This window comes from Burkholderia crassaminum, from assembly GCF_964265005.1.
In the GTDB taxonomy this organism is placed as follows: domain Bacteria; phylum Pseudomonadota; class Gammaproteobacteria; order Burkholderiales; family Burkholderiaceae; genus Burkholderia.
The window spans coordinates 843,048-861,833 of the sequence record NZ_OZ183801.1; the positions used below are offsets into that span (position 1 = coordinate 843,048).

Sequence of the window (18,786 nt, forward strand, 5' to 3'; positions counted from 1 at the left end):
TGATCGAAAAAATGCCGGGCACGACGGCCCGGCGCACCGGATCAGGCGGCCAGGTGCGCGGCGCGCCGCTCGACGCCGTGCACGGCGTCCGACAGGCGGCGGATCAGCGGTGCGGCTTTCGGTGCGGCGAACACGTTGCGGCCGGCCGCGATGCCGAGCGCGCCCGCGTTCATCACGCGCGACGTGAACGCAACGAACTCGTCTTCCGGCAGCTTCGCGCCGCCCGCGACCAGCACCGGCAACGACGAGCCGGCGATGATGTCGGCCATGCTCGCGGCGTCGCCGCTGTACGGCAGCTTGACGATGTCGGCGCCGAGATCCGCCGCGACGTTCGCGGCATGGGCAATCAGTTCGGTCTGCGGACGATCGCCGAGGCCGGGGCCGCGCGGATAGATCATCGCGAGCAGCGGCAGCGACCAGCGCGCGCACTCGGTCGCGATGCGACTCAGGTCGAGCAGCTGCTGGGATTCCGTCTTCGAGCCGAGATTCACGTGCACGCTGACCGCGTCCGCGCCGCTCGCCAAAGCGTCCTCGACGCTCGCGAACAGCGTCTTCGCGTTCGCGTCCTCCGCGTAGCGCGTGCAGCCGTTCAGGTGCACGACGAGCGCGAGATCGCTCAGCACGTCGGGCGCCAGGAAGCGCGCGCGGCCCCGATGCACGACGATCGCGTCGCCGCCGTGCGCGGCAATGTCGCCGACCAGTTGCCGCAACTGCTGCGGATGGGCGATCGGCCCGTCCGCGAGCGAATGGTCGAGCGGCACCATCAAACACTTGCCCGACGCGGCGCGTACCACTCGCCGCATCCTGAGCGCCTTGCCAGATACCGATAGAAGAGAGTTCATCCGTGATTCCTCGCCAGAAATGGAGAGGCCGGCCCGTTCACTTCAGCCTGCCCTCGGGGTGCCCGCTTGCGGGCGGAACTGGAGCAACAACCGAGCAACGCTTGCAGCAAATCTTGCGACGTGTAAGACTTGCATAGACCCAATCATCCTATGATTGGATCATCCTTGCAAGTACATTGCGAGCGACTTTGTTTCCCAACCAGGGGACGCATTCGACGCGGCATCGCTTCCCCTTTGCAGACAACGGCAGCACATCAACCTGTGAGGTGTCTATGAAGTTCGGCGTGTCCTTTCTGCCCGATACCGGCCCGGCCGACCGCCCGGCGGCCGACTATTACGCGCAGGCGCTGAAGCTCAGCGCGCTGTCCGAGCGACTCGGCTACACGTACGTGAAGATGACCGAGCACTACCTGAAGCCGTACGGCGGCTACAGCCCGTCGCCGCTGATGTTCCTCGCGGCCGTGGCCGCGCAGACGAAGTCGATCCGCCTGATGACGGGCGGCATCCAGGCGTCGTTCCATCATCCGATCCAGCTCGCGGCCGAGGCCGCGCAGCTCGACGCGATCTCGAACGGGCGGCTCGAACTGGGCTTCGCGCGTGCCTTCCTGCCGTACGAATTCGATGCGTTCGGCATCGATCTCGATTCGAGCAAGACGCGCTTCCAGCAGACGATCGACGCGACGGTGCGGCTCCTCGCCGAGGAATCGGCCAGCGAGGACACCCCGTTCTTCCGCTACCGCGACGCGCAATCGCTGCCGCGCCCGACGCAGCAGCCGCGCCCGCCGGTCTGGGTCGCCGCGCTGCTCACGCCGTCCAGCTTCGAGTGGATCGGCGAACGCGGCTTCAACCTGCTGATGGCCGCGCCGCCGCGCAAGGCCGCGCTCGCGAAGACGCAGGAGATGGTGGCGCTGTATCGCGAAACGTTCGAGCGCCATCACGGCCACACCGGCCGCAAGCCGCAGGTCGCGATCAGCATCCCGCTGATGATCGGCACGTCGGACGCGCACGCGCTGGCGCTCGCGGAGCCGCGCCTGCGCCATCACTGGCGCCAGTTCGCGGAAGCGGCGAAGTCGTGGGAGCAGGTACAGTCATCGGCCTACCAGGGCTACAACGAAGCGATGAAGAACAAGATGGGCGGCATGGACACGGCCGACCTCGACGCGACCGCCGTGCTCGGCACGCCGGACACCGTGCGCCAGCGCATTCGCGCGCTCGAAGCCGATCTCGGTCTCGACGCGATCCTGTGGCACATCGACTACGGCGCGCAGCCGTACGAGCTGATGAGCAACAACCTGGAGGTATTCGCCCGCGACGTGCTGCCGGGACTATGACGCCATGCCGATTCCTTCCGGATCCACCACGAGCTCGACCATGACACCGTCCCTGTCACTCGACACGATCGTCGTCGGCGCCGGCATCGGCGGCCTGGCCGCCGCGCTCGCGCTGCGGCGCGCCGGCCATCGGGTCACCGTCCTCGAGCAGAGCCGGGCGTTTCGGGAAGTCGGCGCCGGGCTGCAGGTCGTGCCGAACGCCACGCGCGCGCTGCGTGCGCTCGGCGTGCTCGACCGGCAGCGGCTGGCCGCCGTCGCCCCGACCGCGACGATCCGCCGCCGCTGGCAGGACGGCAGCCTGCTCGGTTCTTTCCCGCTCGGCGACGATGTCGAAGCCGCCTTCAACGCGCCGTACTGGAACGCGCATCGCGCCGACCTGCATGCCGCGCTGCTCGACGCCGTGCGCGACCCGTACACGGCCGGCCCGCCCGTCACCGTACTCGGCGGCATCGCGGTGCGCGGCCTCGACGCGTGCGGGCCGAGCGGCGCGACGCTCGTCGATGCGGCCGGCACGCGCTGGCGCGCGGATCTCGTCGTCGCCGCCGACGGCATTCATTCGACGCTGCGCCACGCGCTGCTCGGCGACGACGCGCCGCACTACAGCGGCGACGACGCGTATCGCGCGCTGATCGACGCCGATGCGATCGACCCGCGCTCGCCCGTGTTCGAGATCGTCAAGGAACCGCAGGTGACGATCTGGCTCGGGCCCGGTCGGCACGCGATCCATTACTGGGTGCGCGACCGCCGGCTGCTGAACCTCGTCGTGATCGTGCCGGGCGACGGCAGCACGCGCGAATCGTGGAGCAGCAAGGGCGACCGCGCAACGCTCGAAGCCGAGCTCGACGGCTGGGATCCGCGCCTGGTCGGGCTGATCCGCTGCGCGTCGGACCTGAGCCGCTGGTCGCTGCACGACCGCCAGCCGCTCACGCGCTGGGTGTGGGACAGCGTGTGCCTGCTCGGCGACGCGTGCCACCCGATGCTGCCGTACCAGTCGCAAGGCGCCGCGCAGGCGCTCGAGGACGCGGTCGTGCTCGGCCGGTGCGTGACCGGGCTCGCGTCGAAGGAGGCGCTCGGCGCCGCGCTGGTCGAGTACCAGCGCCTGCGGATCGACCGCAGCGCGCGGATCCAGCTTGCCTCGGCCGGCAACGGCGGCGTGTTCCACCTGCCCGACGGCCCCGAGCAGGAGGCGCGCGACGCCGAGCTCAAGTCGCGCCGCGCCGACTTCAAGTCCTACCACTGGACCTGGGCCGACGCGTACCAGCTTTGACGCCCGCCCCGGTGCCGTGCGGTGCGACCCGCGCGGCACCGGGGCCCCTCGCGACAGGATTGCATCATGACGAACACCGTGGACATTGCGAAGCAACTGAAACAGGCGATGCGTGGCGTGGCCGCCACCGTCACGATCGTCACGACCGGCGGCGACGGCGCCACTGCCGCACCGTGCGCGCTGACCGCCAGCTCGTTCACGTCGGTCGCGCTCGATCCACCGACCGTGCTGGTGTGCATCAACCGGGGTGCCAGCATTCACGCGTCGATCACCGGCCGCCGGCGCTTCTGCGTGAACGCGCTGCGCAGCTGCCACGTGCCGCTCGCGCTTGCGTGCAGCACGACGGGCTCCGATGCGCGCTTCGCGCACGACGCGTGGCGCACCGACGCGGCGACCGGCCTGCCCTATCTCGAGAACGCGCAGACGTCCTTCTTCTGCGACACGCTCGAACAGGTCGAGGTCGGCTCGCATTCGATTCTGGTCGGCCGGGTCACGCGCGTCGCGATGTCCGACGACGTGAACCCGCTGATGTACGTGAACGGCGCGTTCGCCGCCGTCCGCTCGCTGCCGCTCGATGTCGGCACCGGGCGCTAGCGCGTGTTCCCGCAAACAACAGCCATGCGGACGTGCCTTACCGCCCGTCCCCCGAGAGGACTTCCTTGGCACGCGTGCAATGAGCAAGGAGCGCCGTTTGGCCGAGTCAAGCACCCCGAAGGAAATCTCCTCGGGGGACAAGCGACGCACGACGCCGCAATGCGGGCGGAAAGGCACCTTCCCCTGCTTTGAGCATTCATTCGTGGGGCTGCCCCGTGATTGGCGGAAACACGCCCTTACCCACCGATGCGTGCGTCACGCGTGATGCCGCGCGCAATCGTTGCGTGCGCTGCAGTCACGCTGCGCGCGCGTATCCCGCACTACCATTGCGCCGCATGCACGCGATGAAACGGAGAAGCCGATGGCACCCGACCTGAACCTGCTGATTTCGCTCGACGCGCTGCTCGAAGAGGGCAGCGTCGTCGGCGCCGCACGCCGCATGAACCTCAGCCCGCCCGCGATGAGCCGCACGCTCGCGCGCATCCGCGAAACGGTCGGCGACCCGATCTTCGTGCAGGCCGGCCGCAAGATGGTGCCGACGCCGCGCGCGCTCGAACTGCGCGGCGTCGTCCGCGAGACCGTGGAGCGTGCATCGCAGTTGCTCGCGCCGTCCGCGGAAATCGATCTCGGCACGCTCGACAAGCAATTCAACGTGCGTGCGAACGACATCTTCGTCGGCCTGCACAGCAGCCGGCTGCTCGAGGAGATGGCGCGCGGGATGCCGCGCGCGATGCTGCGCTTCATGCCCGAGGAAGACGACATCGACGACGATGCATTGCGCAGCGGCCGCATCGACCTGTTCATCAGCGCGTCGCGCCGCCTGGGGCCGGAGATTCGCGTGCAACCGCTGTTCACGACGACCTTCGTCGGCCTCGCGCGCCACGACCACCCGATCTTCGACGACGACATCACGCCCGAGCGCTTCGCGCGCTGGCCGCATATCGGCGTCTCGCGGCGCGGCAAGTCGGCGGGGCCGATCGACGACGCGCTCGCCGCGCGCGGGCTCGCGCGCCACGTGCTGCTCGTCGTGCCGACGCCGTATGCGGCGATCTTCGCGCTGCAGGCGTCGAACCTGATCCTGCCGCTGCCCGAGCATCTCGCGCGCGGCGCAGTGCAGGCCGGGCTCGGCGTGCGCGCGTTCGAACTGCCGGTGCCGCTCGAAACCGTGCTGATCACGCAGGCGTGGCATCCGCGCTTCCAGAGCGACCCCGCGCACCAGTGGCTGCGGCGGGTCGTGCGCGGGCTGTGCACCGGCCAGCCGGCGCTGCATCCGGCGCACGCATGACGCATGCATCGCACGCACTCGTCGAGTGCAAAGACGTCACTGTTCCGCATGCATGGCCCGACCGTAGACTGGCTTCGTCCTTTCTCATGGAGCGAGCGCAGTGCATGACGCAGCAGATCAGACGCGCGCCGTCGCGGCGCCGCCCCGCCGCCTGAATCGCGCGGCCGCGGCGCTGATCGCGCGCATCGACATCTTCACGCCGCGCGGCGCGTATGTCGCGCGCTCGGTCATTGCCGCCGCGCTCGCGCTCGGCGTCGCGTACCTGCTCGAACTGGAAACCCCGTACTCGGCGGCGTCGACGGTGCTGCTCGTGATCAATCCCGTCCAGGGCGCGGTGATCGGCAAGGGCGTGTGGCGCGTGGTCGGCACGGTCGCCGGGATGGTCGTCGCGTTCGTGCTGATGGGCTGCTTTGCGCAGCAGCCGCTGCTGTTCATCCTCGGCTTCGCGTTCTGGCTCGGCGTCTGCGTCGCGGGCATGACGCTGCTGCGGCACTTCCGCGCGTCGGGCACCGTGGTGGCCGGCTACACGATCGGCCTCGCGACCTACGGCGCGATGCAGCATCCCGAGCTGACCTTCGAGCACGTGATCGGGCGCGGCTCGACGGTCGCGATCGGCGTGCTGTGCCTGAGCCTCGTGTCGATGCTGCTCGGCACGCGCGACGTGCATGCGAAGCTCGACGCGCTGGTGACGCGCATCACGGCAGACGTCGCGCGGGTCATCGCCGCGCAGCGCAACGGCCTCGCGGCGGCCCCCGCCGACGACAAGCGGCATGCGCTGTTCGCCGGCATCTACGGCATCGACGATCTGCTCGCGCTCGGCAAGGCCGAATCGGAAGATCTCGCGCAACGCGCGGCCGCCGTGCGGCACGGGATGGCCTCGCTGTTCGGCGCGCTCGCGGGCGGCATGCCGCCGCTGCCGGCCGACAGTCCCGGCGCGCGCGCGGTCGCGTCGCTGCAGCCGGGTCTCGCGGCAGCGTGGCAGGCCGCCGCCGACGCATTGGGCAACGGCCCCGGCGGCGCGGCGCACGCGCTCGTCCTGCTGGCCGATGCGCGCGAACGCTTGCGCGACGCGCTCGATGGCATCGCGCTGGGTCATCCGCGCGACGACGCGGCGCTGCTGATCGCCGGCGAACGGCTGATCGAACAGATCGACGACTACCGCGCGGCGCTGGACGGGCTCGTCGAATTGCAGCGCCCGCGGCCGGGCTACCGGCCCGCACGGGTGCGCTTTCACCGTGACACGGGCGCGGCCCTGCGCAACGGCGTGCGCGCCGCGTGCGCGATCACGATCTCGGGCGCGTTCTGGCTCGCGACGGGCTGGAACCAGGGCGACATGATGCTGCTCGTCGTCGCGCCGTACTGCGCGCTGCTCGCGACCGCCGGCAACCCGGCCGCCGGCGCGCAGGCGTTCATCAAGGGCACCGTGCTCGCCGTGCCGGCCGCGTTCGTGTGCGCGTTCGGCATCCTGCCGCGCATCGAGGGCTTTCCGCTGCTCGTCGTCGCGCTCGCGCTGTTCTGGATGCCCGGCATCTACGCGACAAGCGTGCCGAAGACGGCACTCGCGGGCCTCGCCTATCTCGTCGCGTTCAACACGCTGACCGGCGCGACCAATCCGTTCCGCCCCGACTTCGCGCTGTTCCTCAACCAGTCGGTCGCGTGGGTGCTCGCCACGTTCCTCACGCTGCTCACGTTCCGGTTGATCCTGCCGCGCAACCTCGCCGTCGACGCCACGCGGCTGCGCCGCACGATCCGCGACGACACGCTCGCGCTCGTGGCCGGCAGGCGCGTCACGGCGGCGGGCTGGCAGCAGCGCCAGCAGCACCGCATCGCGCAGCTCGGCGCGCTGCTCGCGGGCCAGCCGGCCGCGATGACGCAGGCGAGCATCGAGGCGCTCGCGGCGCTGCACGTCGGCAAGGAGCTGCTGCGAATCCGCCGCGGCGCCGCGCGCGACGGTTTGCCCGACGCCGCGCGGCGGTGCGTGCACGCCGGGCTCGCGGGCCTCGCGCGGCATGCAGCCGCCCCGCCGCGCGCAGCCCGGCATGCACGGCGCGCCGCGCACGCCCTCGCCGGCCTCGCGGCCGCGCAACCGGGCAATACCGAACTGAAGTGGCTGATGGCCGCGTTCGCCGACGTCTACGTGCTGCTGCACACGTACGCCGCCTATTTCACCGCCGTTCCGGAGCGCGCCCGCGATGCTCAGTGAATTCCCGCTGGCCGGTATCTACCTGCCGCCCTTTTTCGTCTATGCGTGCGCAACCGTGCCGCTCTACATGGCTGTGCGCGCACTGCTCGCCCGGCTCGGCGTGCTGCGCCGCGTGTGGCATCCGGCGCTGTTCGAGTTCGCGATTTCGCTGGTGCTGGTCGCCACGCTCATCCTCTATTTCTAGCCTCCCGTCGGAACGTATCGCGTCATGTCGCTCAAACCCCTCACCCGCTCCCTGCTGACGCTCGCCACGGTGGCCGTCGCGATCGTGCTGGTCGCCGCGCTCTGGCATGCGTACGTCCTCGCGCCGTGGACACGCGACGCGCGCGTGAGCGCGCACGTCGTGCGGATCGCGCCCGAAGTGTCGGGCACCGTCGTCGAAGTCGCGGTGGTCGACAACCAGCGCGTCGCGAAAGGCGACGTGTTGTACCGGATCGATCCGCAGCGCTTCGCGCTGGCGGTGGAGCAGGCCGAAGCGCAGGTCGCCGCGACCGCCGAGTCGATGCGCCAGAAGCGCGACGAAGCGCAGCGGCGAACCGGCCTCGACGATCTCGTGCCGCGCGAGGACATCCAGCGCTCGAGCCGCGCGGTGGCGATCGCGCAGGCCGAGCACCGCAAGGCGCTGGCCGCGCTCGACGTCGCGAAACTCGACCTCGAACGCACGACGCTACGCTCGCCGGTCGACGGCTACGTGACGCAGCTGCGTCTGCGTCACGGCGACTACGCGGTCGAGGGCAAGCCCGGCATCTCGGTACTCGACGCGCACAGCTTCTGGATCACCGGCTATTTCGAGGAAACCAAGCTGCGCCGCATCGCGACGGGTGCGCCCGCAACGATCCGGCTGATGGGCTTCGATCCGCTGCTGAGCGGGCACGTGACGAGCATCGGCCGCGGCATCGCGGACGAAAACGGCACGCTCGACGAACTCGGCCTGCCGGCCGTCAACCCGACCTTCAGCTGGGTGCGGCTCGCGCAGCGCATTCCGGTGCGCATCGAGATCGACCGGGTGCCAGCCGGCGTGCTGCTGGCGGCCGGCATGACGTGCAGCGTCGAAGTCGGCGAACGCGGGCGCGAGCGCACGCCGCGCGGCCGGCTCGCGTCGTGGCTGCACGCGTGGATGTGACGGAGGCGACGATGCGACACCCGTTCCCTCCGCTGCGCGCGACGTGCTGCGTGCGCGCCTTCGTCGCGGCCTGCGCGTGCGCGCTGGCCGCGTGCACGACGGTCGGCCCCGATTACGTGGCGCCGCAACCCGCGCACCCGCCCGGCTGGATCGCGCCGAGCGACACGGTGACGACCGACCCCGCGCAGTTGCAGGACTGGTGGCGCGCGTTCGGCGATGCGCAGCTCGATGCGCTGGTCGAGCAGGCGATCGCGCACAACCAGGATCTCGCGATCGCGCGCCAGCGCTTGCTGCAGGCGCGCGCCGAACGCGACCAGATCGCGAGCCGCCTCGGCCCGACCGTCAGCGCCGGTGGAAACGCCGATGCGCTGCGCTCGTCGCGGGCGCTCGACTGGCCGCCCGGGATCGGGCAGTCGCGCACCTACCGGCTCGGCTTCGATGCGTCGTGGGAACTCGACCTGTTCGGCGGCACGCGACGCGCGGTCGAATCGGCCGATGCGCAGATCGATGCGCTCGACGACGATCGCCACGCGATCCTCGTGAGCCTGCTGGCCGAGCTCGCGTCGGATTACGCGGCGCTGCGCGCGACCCAGGAGCGGCTGCGCATCGCGACGGACAACGTCGCGAGCCTCGACGCCACGCGACGGCTGACCGAGCGTTCGAACCGGCGCGGCCTCGGCACGTCGTTCGCGGTTGCGCAAGCGCGGGCCGAGCTGCAGCTCGCGCAGGCGACGGTGCCGCCACTGCAGCGGGACGTCGCGCGGCTCGCCCACGCGATCGGCGTGCTCGTCGGCGGTTTTCCGGAAACGCTGCGCGACACGCTGAGCGCGCCCGGCGCGACCCTGCCGGTCGCCCCCGCGCTGCCCGTCACGTTGCCGTCGGACGTGATCCGCGAGCGCCCCGACATTCGCGCCGCCGAACGGCGGCTTGCCGCCGCGACCGCGCAGATCGGCGTCGCGCGCGCCGAGCAGTTCCCGCATTTCGCGATTCCGCTGAGCCTCGGCACGACGGCGAGCCTCGTGCAGGACCTGTTCACGGGTGCGAGCGTCGCCTGGTCGGTCGCGCTCGACGGCACGCAGACGCTGTACGACGGCGGCCGCGCGAAAGCCGGCGTCGACGCCGCGCGCGCGGCCGCCGAGGCCGCACGGCTCGCCTACGAGCAGCGCATCCGCAGCGCGTTTCGCGATGTCGAGGACGCGCTGGTCGCGATCAGCGCGGCGCGCGACGGGCAGGCCATGCTCGCCGCGGCGGTCGACAGCAGCCAGGATGCGCAGTCGCGCGCGACGCGGCTGTACCGCAACGGCCTCGGCGAATACCTGTCGGTGCTCACCGCGCAGCGCGCGACGTACCGCGCACGCGATGCGCTCGCACTCAGCCGGCTCGCCCAGGTGCAAGGTGCGATCGCGCTCTACAAGTCGCTCGGCGTCGGCTGGCGCGATGCGCCGCCGGTCGCGCAGGCCGGCGCAGCGCCAGCGAACGCGCATTGAATGCCGCCGCACAGCCCCCCGACGCTTCGGCGTCGCTCATCCACCGGAGAACCCTCGATGCCCGCTCTCAATCCGAATGATTTCGCGTTACACGACATCCAGCTCTTTCCGGTCTGCGTGTTTCGCCCCGAACACGCGACACCGGGCTACGCGCCCCGCTGGGAAGGCGAGATCGACACGCTGATGCGCCACGGCGAGCCGTTCGTGATCGTCTACGTCGAGCTCGATACCGACGAGAGCCACGACGACCGCAAGCATCGCGCGGTCTGGCTCAAGCAGAACAAGGAAGCGCTGGGCGCCGTCTGCAAGGCGCTCGTCAGCGTCGAATCCGATCCCGACCGGCGCGCGGAAGTGGCCGCGCAAGGAGAGATCGCCGTCAAGGCATTCGGGATTCCGCATCATGCGGTGGCGTCGCTCGGGCAGGCCGTCTCGCTCGCCGCGCGGCTTACGCGGCAGCATTCGGGCAATGACGCGCGGCAGGCCGGACAACAGGCATGACGGGGCCGGCACGCCAGGCCACGTTGAATTCGCCACCGACACGAGGGCCGGCATGCGCTATCCAAGCCTGACGATCACGGGCTCGCACACGCTTGCGTCCTGTCCGTCGCGGCTTCCCGATCCTAGCGAGATCCTGTTGTGGCGACTGCGCGGCGAATGGCAGCTCGTCAGCAGCGAGCGAGGCCATCTCTACCTGTCGAAGACGGAGCTGCGGCGTGCCAGGACGCATCCGAATCGCGCGCACGGCCGCCGCTTCGCGATCGGCCGGTCGGCGCTGCGCGCGATCCTGGGGACGCTGGCCGGCCGCGCGGCCGACGAGCTGACGCTGATCGAGCGCGAGGCCGACCATATCGCGATCGCGGGCTGCGACGTGCTGGACGGGCTCGACATCGTGGTCGGCCATGCCGGCATCTGGATCGTGATCGCGATCGCCCGCGGCCCGATCGGGCTGGGCATTGCGCAGACCGGCACGATCGCCGATCCTGCATCGCGCGACCAGCTTCGGCTGGACAGCATTTCGAATGCGTGCGGAAGCGGACACGGCGCCACGCTCGCGTCGCTGGCGCCACTCGCGGGGCCATTCCGCGAGGTCGATACACCGCATGCCGGCAACTGGCGCCTGCTCGATATCCCGCTGTCCGGCCTGGCCTGCGCGGCAACCATTGCCGCTCGGCAGATGGACCGGATCCATGCGGTCGGCTGGCGCGGCGAGCGGAAAGACTGGCTGGCCGATCGCGATCGCCACCTGCGGGCGGTGACGTTGCGCGGCGCGGCGGTCATCGCCGAGGCCGGATAGGCCGGCGCCGAAATCCTCGCGTTGCCTGCCTGCGCGACGGCCGCCTTCGGCATCGCCGACAGGCGCCGTTCATGGGAGCGCACGAAGGTTCCCGGTTATGGGAGCACGCAACCTGGATGCGACGTGGCGACCCCGCTTCCGCCTCCTTCCCGCCTCGCGTTCCCCTCCATCAAACCTCCATCTTTCCGCACAAAAAGCTCCATCTGGCGCACGCACACTGCGATCCGAAAATGCGGGCCATCGGGTGCCTGCGTCCCATGGAGTCCACATGAAGAATCAGAAACGAGCCTGCTACAGCGCCGTGTGCGCGCTGGTGGCGGCAATGCTGGCGGGTTGCGGGCCCGCCGAACAGCAGGCTGCCGCACCGGCCGTGCCGGTTGCCGCAATGACCGTGTCAGCCGCACCTCTCGACGTAAGCGAAGACCTGCCGGGCCGCGTCGCGGCCGTGCGGATCGCCGAAATCCGGCCGCAGGTCAGCGGCATCGTCCAGCGCCGGCTGTTCGAGCAGGGCACGGAAGTGCGTGCAGGCCAGCCGCTGTTCCAGATCAACCCGGCTCCGTTCAAGGCCGACATGGATACGGCCGCGGCGGCGCTGCAGCGCGCGGAAGCCGCGCTAGCACGGGCCAAGGTGCAGACCACGCGGCTCAAGCCGCTGGTCGAAGCCGACGCGATCAGCCGACAGGTCTATGACGATTCGGTGTCGCAACGCGACCAGGCCGCCGCCGACGTCGCGCAGGCCCGCGCGACGCTCGCGCGCCGCCAGCTCGACCTCAAGTTCGCGACCGTCGAAGCTCCGATCACGGGCCGCATCGACCAGGCCCTCGTGACCGAAGGCGCACTGGTGTCGAGCGGCGACAGCCAGCCGATGGCGCGCATCCAGCAGATCGACCAGGTCTACGTGGACGTGCGCCAGCCTGCCGTGTCGCTCGAATCGCTGCGCGGCGCGCTCGCGGCACAGCCGGAAGCCTCGGGCAACGGGCTGCCGGTCGAGGTGCTGCGCGACGACGACACGCGCTACGACGTGAAGGGCCGCATGCTCTTCTCGGGCGTCAACGTCGATCCGGGCACCGGCGACGTGCTGCTGCGCGTGCTGGTCGACAACCCGAAGCGCCAGCTTCTGCCGGGCATGTACGTGCGGGCCCGCGTTCCGCGCGCGCACTACGCGAACGCGGTGATGGTGCCGCAACAGGCCGTCGTGCGCGCCGGCGGCAAGCCGCAGGTGTGGGTGCTCGACGCAAAGGGCACCGCACATCTGAAGGCAGTCGAAGTCGGCGAGCTGACAAACCGCAGCTACCGCATCAAGTCGGGCCTGCAGGCCGGCCAGAAGGTCGTCGTCGAAGGCATGGAACGCCTGATCGACGGCGCACCGGCCGCCGCGACCGACTGGAAGTCGCCTGACGCGGCCACCACCGCGTCCGCGCACTGAGTCACGAGGAGCCTCCAGTCATGGCTGAATTCTTTATCCGCCGCCCGGTGTTTGCATGGGTGATCGCACTCTTCATCATCCTGACCGGGCTGATCGCGATCCCGCAACTGCCGGTCGCGCGCTACCCGTCGGTCGCGCCGCCGTCCGTCACGATCACCGCGAACTACCCGGGCGCCACGCCGCAGACGATGAACGACGGCGTGCTGAGCCTCATCGAGCGCGAACTGTCCGGCGTCAAGAACCTGCTGTATTTCGAATCGTCGGCCGATACGTCCGGCTCCGCGCAGATCACCGTGACGTTCAAGCCCGGCACCGATCCGGCGCTGGCGCAGGTCGACGTGCAGAACAAGATCAAGTCGGTCGAGCCGCGCCTGCCTGCGGCCGTGCGCCAGAACGGGCTGATCGTCGAATCCGCATCGTCCGGCTTCCTGATGCTGATCGGCCTGCGCTCCGACAACGGCCGCTTCGACGAAAGCGCGCTCGCCGACTACATGGCGCGCAGCGTTTCCGAGGAGTTGCGGCGTATCGACGGCGTCGGGCGTGTGCTGCAGTTCGGCTCCGAACGCGCGATGCGCATCTGGGTCGATCCGCAGAAGCTGATCAATTTCGGGCTGTCGATGAGCGACCTGACGACTGCGATCGGCCAGCAGAACGTGCAGATCGCGCCCGGCAGCCTCGGTGCGCTGCCCGCGCTGCAGGGCCAGCGCGTGACCGTACCGCTCACCGCGCAGGGCCAGCTCACGACGCCGGAAGAGTTCGCGAAGGTCGTCCTGCGCGCGAACGCGGACGGCTCGAAGGTCGTACTCGGCGACGTTGCCCGTGTTGAACTCGGTTCGCAGAACTACATGTTCGTGAGCCGCGAGAACAACAAGGCGGCCACCCTCGCTGGCGTGCAGCTCGCGCCGGGCGCCAACGCGGTGAAGACTGCGGACGCGATCCGCGCGCGCATGGCCGAACTGAGCAAGTCGATGCCGTCGGGCATGACCTACTCGATCCCGCTCGACACGTCGCCGTTCGTCAAGATCTCGATCGAGAAGGTGCTGCACACGCTGCTCGAAGCGATGGTGCTGGTGTTCCTCGTGATGTACCTGTTCCTTCAGAACGTGCGTTACACGCTGATTCCGGCGATCGTCGCACCGGTGGCGATGCTCGGCACATTCACCGTCATGCTGATGACGGGTTTCTCGATCAACGTGCTGACCATGTTCGGCATGGTGCTCGCGATCGGCATCATCGTCGACGATGCGATCGTCGTCGTCGAGAACGTCGAGCGCCTGATGGCCGAGGAAGGACTGTCGCCGAAGGACGCGACGTCGAAGGCGATGAAGGAAATCACCGGCGCGATCGTCGGCGTCACGCTGGTGCTGACCGCCGTGTTCCTGCCGATGGCGATGGCAAGCGGCTCGGTCGGCGTGATCTACAAGCAGTTCACGATGTCGATGGCCGTGTCGATCCTGTTCTCGGCGCTGCTCGCGCTGACGCTCACGCCGGCCCTGTGCGCGACGATGCTCAAGCCGCTCGAACCGGGCCACCACGAGAAGCGCGGCTTCTTCGGCTGGTTCAACCGCCGCTTCGATCGCCTGACGAAATGGTACGAGACGCGCGTCGGCCGCCTGGTCGGCCGCACGGGCCGCGTGATGCTGGTGTTCGTCGCGATTTCGGGCGCGCTGGTGTTCGGCTTCCGCAGCCTGCCGTCGTCGTTCCTGCCGGACGAGGACCAGGGCTACTTCATCACCAGCTTTCTGCTGCCCGCAGACGCTACCGCCGAGCGTACGCATGACGTGGTCAAGACGCTGGAGAAGCATCTTGCTGCGCGTCCGGCAATCCAGTCGAGCATTTCCGTGATTGGCTACGGCTTCTCGGGCCAGGGTCCGAACGCGGCGATCAACTGGTCCGTGATGAAGGACTGGAAGAACCGCGGCGGCTCGTCGACCCTCGAGGAAGGCCTGCTGGCCCAGCAGGCGATGGCCGGTGTCACCGAAGGCACGGTGATGAGCCTGCTGCCGCCGGCGATCGACGAGCTCGGCAACAGCTCGGGCTTCTCGATGCGCCTGGAAGACCGCGCCAACCAGGGCCCGGCGGCGCTCAAGGCGGCTGAAGTGAAGCTGCTCGAGCTCGCCGCGCAAAGCAAGGTCGTGACCGGCGTGTACCCCGACAGCCTGCCGGCCGGCACGAGCATCCGGCTCGAGATCGACCGCGCGAAGGCGCAGGCGCTCGGCGTGTCGTTCACGACGCTCAGCGACACGCTGTCGACGGCGATGGGTTCGACCTACGTGAACGACTTCCCGAACGCGGGCCGCATGCAGCAGGTGATCATCCAGGCCGACGCACCGGCGCGCATGCAGATCGACAACGTGATGAAGCTGTACGTGCGCAACGCGGCCGGCGGCATGGTGCCGATGTCCGAAGTGGTTCGCCCGGTGTGGACCGAGACGCCGCTGCAGATGGTGCGCTTCAAGGGCTATCCGTCCGCGCGTATCTCGGGCACGGCCGCTCCCGGCCAGTCGAGCGGCGCCGCCATGGCCGAGATGGAGCGTCTGGCCGCGCAACTGCCGCCGGGCTTCGCGGTCGAGTGGACCGGCCAGTCGCTGCAGGAACGCCAGTCGGCGTCGCAGGCGCCGATGCTGATGGCGCTGTCGATGATCGTGGTGTTCCTGGTGCTCGCCGCGCTGTACGAAAGCTGGTCGATCCCGCTGTCGGTGATGCTGGTGGTGCCGCTCGGCCTGATCGGCGCGATCGGTGCGGTCCTGCTGCGCGGTTTGCCGAACGACGTGTTCTTCAAGGTCGGGATGATCACCGTGATCGGCCTGTCCGCCAAGAACGCGATCCTGATCGTCGAGTTCGCGAAGCAGTTGCGCGAGGAAGGCAAGGGGCTCATTGAAGCGGCCGTGCAGGCCTCGAAGCTGCGCCTGCGCCCGATCCTGATGACCTCGCTCGCATTCGGCCTCGGCGTCGTGCCGCTGATGATCGCGACCGGCGCCAGCGCCGAGACGCAGCACGCGATCGGCACCGGCGTGTTCGGCGGCATGGTGACCGCCACCGTGCTGGCCATCTTCTTCGTTCCGGTTTTCTTCGTGTTCGTGATGAGCATCCAGGAACGCATCGCGGCCTGGCAGGCATCCCGCAAGAAGCCCGCCACCGTGACTCACGAACAACAAGGTTGATGCCATGCGATTGCTTATTCTTACCGCGGCCGTTTCCGCCGCCCTCGCGCTGTCGGCGTGCTCGATGGCACCGACGCTGGTCAAGCCCGCGATGCCGGTGCCGACCGCCTATACGACCGCTGCCGCGGCCGACCAGCACGCGAACGCGGCCGATCTCGGCTGGCGCACGATGTTCGGCGACCGTCGCCTGCAGCGCCTGATCGAGCTCGCGCTCGACAACAACCGCGACCTACGCCTGGCCGCGCTGAACGTCCAGGCTGCCGAAGCGCAGTACGGCATCCAGCGTTCCGCGCGCCTGCCGTCGATCGGCGCCGGCGCGAGCTTCACGCGCCAGCGTACGCCGGCCGACTCGCAATCGAACCCGCCGGTGTTCGAGACGACGCAGAACCAGTACGGTGTAAACGTCGGCGTCAGCGCGTTCGAGATCGACCTGTTCGGCCGCGTGAAGTCGCTGTCCGATGCAGCTTTCGCGCGCTACCTCGCAACCGATCACGGCCGCCGCGCGGTGCAGATCGCGCTCGTCGGCTCCGTGGCCAACGCGTATTTCGCCGAGCGCCTCGCGCAAGAACAGCGCGCGCTGTCCGAACGCACGCTGAACGACTGGCGTCAGTCGCTCGATCTCGCACGCCGGCTCAAGCTCGCGGATCAGGCGAGCGGCGTCGACATCGCGCAGGCCGAAGGCCAGGTCGCGAGCGCCAGCGCCGATCTCGAAGCGCGTTCGCGCGCCGTCGAGCAAGCACGCAACGCGCTGCGGCTGCTGGTCGGCACCGACTTGCCGAAGACCCTGCCCGACCCGCTGTCGCTGGAACGCCAGCCGGTGATGACGCAACTGCCGGCCGGCCTGCCGTCGGAATTGCTGTACCGCCGGCCGGACATCCAGCAGGCCGAGCAGAACCTCGTCGCCGCCAACGCCGACATCGGCGCGGCGCGCGCGGCGTTCTTCCCGCGCCTGTCGCTGACCTCGTCGATCGGCTTCCTGAGCCCGGGGCTGGGCAGCCTGTTCGCCGGCGGCCAAAACGTGTGGAGCTTTGCGCCGCAGGTCACGTTGCCGATCTTCCAGGGCGGCCGGCTGCGCTCCGAACTGAATCTCGCGGAAGTGCGCAAGTCCAGCGCGGTCGTCGAGTACGAACGCGCGATCCAGACCGCGTTCCGCGAAGTGGCCGACGGCCTCGCCGGGCGCGAGACGTTCAGCCGCCAGATCGACGCGCAGAGCCGGGTCGTCAAGAGCGCCGAGCGCCGTACCGATCTCGTGAACCTGCGCTATCGCGCCGGCATCGAGGATCGGCTGGAACTGCTCGACTCGCAGCGGCAGCTGTATGCCGCGCGCCAGGCCTTGCTGGATCTGCGCAACGCCGAACTGGGCAACGCGGTCGCGCTCTACAAGGCGCTCGGTGGCGGCCTGATCGACACCGATGTGCCTCCCGCCAACAGCGTGGCGAACAACTGAGCAATGAATCGTCGCCCATGCGTTCGCGACGACTGAACGCACGATGAAGGCCGGCGGCGCACGTGCCGTGCCGCCGGCCCGCCTGCAGGTCACGCTCACTTCCGGTGAACCCGATGAACCCTCTGATACTCATTGCCGAAGACGATCCGGAGATCGCCGAGATACTCGACGCCTATCTCGCTCACGACGGCTATCGCACCTACCGCGTCAGTCACGGCCAGGCCGTGCTCGACGTGCAGCCCGTGCTGAAGCCCGACCTGATCCTGCTCGACGTCAGGATGCCGAAGAAAGACGGCTGGGAAGTCCTGGTCGAACTGCGACGCCGCGGCGACACGCCGATCGTCATCATCACGGCGCTCGACCGCGAAATCGATCGCTTGCAGGGGCTGCGCTTCGGTGCGGACGACTACATCACGAAGCCGTTCAATCCGGCCGAGGTGATCGCGCGCATCCGTGCGATCCTGCGCCGCCTGGAAACAACCGCCGCGGGACGTTTCATCAAGGTCGGCAACCTTGAAATCGACACGCAAAGCTACCTGACCACGGTCCGCACGGACACCGGGGAAACCAGCATTTCGCTGACGCTGACCGAATTCCGGCTGCTCGCCCACCTGGCCGGCTCGCCGAACCGCGTGTTCACGCGCAGCGAACTGATCGACGCCTGCCTCGCCGACGTCGATGCGCTGGAGCGTACCGTCGACAGCCATATCAGCCGGTTGCGCAAGAAGCTCGAATGCGCGGGCGCGTCCGGGATGCCGGAGGTGATGCGCGGTGTCGGCTACCGGCTGCGCAGCACCCAGTGAACGGGCATCATGGATTGCGGCGGCGCGTTGTGCAGACATTCGGTATCCTGACGGTCGCTGTCGTGCTGACGATCGCGACCGGGTGGTTCGTCGTCTACGGCCTGATCCTCGTCGTTTCGTCTCCTGCGACCGACCACCCGATCGCGGTGGTGATCCGGGAGACGCCGAGCTATCTGCTGCTGGCCGCCCTGCTGCTGGCCGGGCTCGTCGCGACGGTCATCGATCTCGTCAAACTGGCGCGCAGGACGGGCTCGTAACCCGTTGCGCCGCATTCACCGCCAGCGCCCTTCCCCCTGTGAAAAAAGCAGTTCCTGACACGCCCGCACGAGCGGCAGATCGGGTTGCGTGATGCGCGTCTCGGCAAGCGCGCGTGCAACAGCGCATGATCGAGCAGTTCGCCGCCCGGATCGCGAGCACCGTGCGCAGCTTCGGCAGCGGGCGCCCTGCCTGTCCCGTCGACTCGTGAAGCGCCCCGCCTATGGGAGCCGTCCATGGGAACCCGCGAAGGGAGCCGGTTATG

At 69.3% G+C, this 18,786-nt stretch carries 16 protein-coding genes; 15 read left to right on the forward strand and 1 reads right to left on the reverse strand.

The window, feature by feature from the left end; genetic code table 11:
* Positions 1-41: 41 nt before the first annotated feature.
* Complete coding sequence (locus ACPTTF_RS37070) at positions 42-842, reverse strand: 2-amino-3,7-dideoxy-D-threo-hept-6-ulosonate synthase (RefSeq protein WP_166959221.1); 801 nt, start codon at positions 840-842, stop codon at positions 42-44.
* Between the two features lie 284 nt (positions 843-1,126).
* Between ACPTTF_RS37070 and ACPTTF_RS37075 the strand changes: the two genes are divergently transcribed.
* From ACPTTF_RS37075 to ACPTTF_RS37145, 15 genes are all read left to right on the forward strand, one after another.
* Complete coding sequence (locus tag ACPTTF_RS37075; protein WP_347814779.1) at positions 1,127-2,173, forward strand: LLM class flavin-dependent oxidoreductase; 1,047 nt, start codon at positions 1,127-1,129, stop codon at positions 2,171-2,173.
* A 40-nt stretch (positions 2,174-2,213) separates the two neighbouring features.
* A complete protein-coding gene (locus tag ACPTTF_RS37080; protein WP_423372460.1) occupies positions 2,214-3,440 on the forward strand; it encodes an FAD-dependent monooxygenase in 1,227 nt (408 codons plus the stop codon).
* 66 nt (positions 3,441-3,506) lie between these two features.
* Positions 3,507-4,034, forward strand: coding sequence for a flavin reductase family protein (locus ACPTTF_RS37085; protein ID WP_423372461.1), 528 nt, complete (start codon positions 3,507-3,509; stop codon positions 4,032-4,034).
* A gap of 361 nt (positions 4,035-4,395) precedes the next feature.
* Complete coding sequence (locus ACPTTF_RS37090; protein ID WP_423372462.1) at positions 4,396-5,319, forward strand: LysR family transcriptional regulator; 924 nt, start codon at positions 4,396-4,398, stop codon at positions 5,317-5,319.
* 100 nt (positions 5,320-5,419) lie between these two features.
* Entirely contained in the window at positions 5,420-7,522 is a 2,103-nt protein-coding gene (locus tag ACPTTF_RS37095; RefSeq protein ID WP_423372463.1) for an FUSC family protein, read from the forward strand.
* Positions 7,512-7,706, forward strand: a complete 195-nt coding sequence (locus tag ACPTTF_RS37100; protein ID WP_089429479.1) for a DUF1656 domain-containing protein — start codon at positions 7,512-7,514, stop codon at positions 7,704-7,706. The genes ACPTTF_RS37095 and ACPTTF_RS37100 overlap by 11 nt, the downstream gene beginning before the upstream one ends.
* A gap of 24 nt (positions 7,707-7,730) precedes the next feature.
* On the forward strand, positions 7,731-8,645 hold the full coding sequence (locus ACPTTF_RS37105) for an HlyD family secretion protein (protein ID WP_166959207.1): 915 nt from the start codon (positions 7,731-7,733) through the stop codon (positions 8,643-8,645).
* 11 nt (positions 8,646-8,656) lie between these two features.
* Positions 8,657-10,132 carry an efflux transporter outer membrane subunit gene (locus tag ACPTTF_RS37110; protein ID WP_423372464.1) on the forward strand — a complete coding sequence of 492 codons (1,476 nt, stop codon included), beginning with the start codon at positions 8,657-8,659 and terminating at the stop codon, positions 10,130-10,132.
* 57 nt (positions 10,133-10,189) lie between these two features.
* Complete coding sequence (locus ACPTTF_RS37115) at positions 10,190-10,630, forward strand: hypothetical protein (RefSeq protein WP_166959203.1); 441 nt, start codon at positions 10,190-10,192, stop codon at positions 10,628-10,630.
* A 52-nt stretch (positions 10,631-10,682) separates the two neighbouring features.
* Entirely contained in the window at positions 10,683-11,426 is a 744-nt protein-coding gene (locus ACPTTF_RS37120) for a hypothetical protein (RefSeq protein ID WP_423372465.1), read from the forward strand.
* A 268-nt stretch (positions 11,427-11,694) separates the two neighbouring features.
* On the forward strand, positions 11,695-12,852 hold the full coding sequence (locus tag ACPTTF_RS37125) for an efflux RND transporter periplasmic adaptor subunit (protein ID WP_423372466.1): 1,158 nt from the start codon (positions 11,695-11,697) through the stop codon (positions 12,850-12,852).
* Positions 12,853-12,872: 20 nt separating this feature from the next.
* Positions 12,873-16,016, forward strand: a complete 3,144-nt coding sequence (locus ACPTTF_RS37130; protein WP_423372467.1) for a multidrug efflux RND transporter permease subunit — start codon at positions 12,873-12,875, stop codon at positions 16,014-16,016.
* 4 nt (positions 16,017-16,020) lie between these two features.
* On the forward strand, positions 16,021-17,463 hold the full coding sequence (locus ACPTTF_RS37135) for an efflux transporter outer membrane subunit (RefSeq protein WP_423372468.1): 1,443 nt from the start codon (positions 16,021-16,023) through the stop codon (positions 17,461-17,463).
* A 113-nt stretch (positions 17,464-17,576) separates the two neighbouring features.
* On the forward strand, positions 17,577-18,266 hold the full coding sequence (locus ACPTTF_RS37140) for a response regulator (protein WP_423372469.1): 690 nt from the start codon (positions 17,577-17,579) through the stop codon (positions 18,264-18,266).
* A 29-nt stretch (positions 18,267-18,295) separates the two neighbouring features.
* A complete protein-coding gene (locus ACPTTF_RS37145; protein WP_423372470.1) occupies positions 18,296-18,523 on the forward strand; it encodes a hypothetical protein in 228 nt (75 codons plus the stop codon).
* Positions 18,524-18,786: the final 263 nt, after the last annotated feature.

Coding starts and splice junctions, on each gene's coding strand:
- ACPTTF_RS37080 (WP_423372460.1), top strand. CDS start 2,214: ATGACACCGTCCCTGTCACTCGACACGATCGTCGTCGGCGCCGGCATC.
- ACPTTF_RS37105 (WP_166959207.1), top strand. CDS start 7,731: ATGTCGCTCAAACCCCTCACCCGCTCCCTGCTGACGCTCGCCACGGTG.
- ACPTTF_RS37085 (WP_423372461.1), top strand. CDS start 3,507: ATGACGAACACCGTGGACATTGCGAAGCAACTGAAACAGGCGATGCGT.
- ACPTTF_RS37090 (WP_423372462.1), top strand. CDS start 4,396: ATGGCACCCGACCTGAACCTGCTGATTTCGCTCGACGCGCTGCTCGAA.
- ACPTTF_RS37130 (WP_423372467.1), top strand. CDS start 12,873: ATGGCTGAATTCTTTATCCGCCGCCCGGTGTTTGCATGGGTGATCGCA.
- ACPTTF_RS37135 (WP_423372468.1), top strand. CDS start 16,021: ATGCGATTGCTTATTCTTACCGCGGCCGTTTCCGCCGCCCTCGCGCTG.
- ACPTTF_RS37125 (WP_423372466.1), top strand. CDS start 11,695: ATGAAGAATCAGAAACGAGCCTGCTACAGCGCCGTGTGCGCGCTGGTG.
- ACPTTF_RS37100 (WP_089429479.1), top strand. CDS start 7,512: ATGCTCAGTGAATTCCCGCTGGCCGGTATCTACCTGCCGCCCTTTTTC.
- ACPTTF_RS37140 (WP_423372469.1), top strand. CDS start 17,577: ATGAACCCTCTGATACTCATTGCCGAAGACGATCCGGAGATCGCCGAG.
- ACPTTF_RS37120 (WP_423372465.1), top strand. CDS start 10,683: ATGCGCTATCCAAGCCTGACGATCACGGGCTCGCACACGCTTGCGTCC.
- ACPTTF_RS37070 (WP_166959221.1), bottom strand. CDS start 842: ATGAACTCTCTTCTATCGGTATCTGGCAAGGCGCTCAGGATGCGGCGA.
- ACPTTF_RS37115 (WP_166959203.1), top strand. CDS start 10,190: ATGCCCGCTCTCAATCCGAATGATTTCGCGTTACACGACATCCAGCTC.
- ACPTTF_RS37110 (WP_423372464.1), top strand. CDS start 8,657: ATGCGACACCCGTTCCCTCCGCTGCGCGCGACGTGCTGCGTGCGCGCC.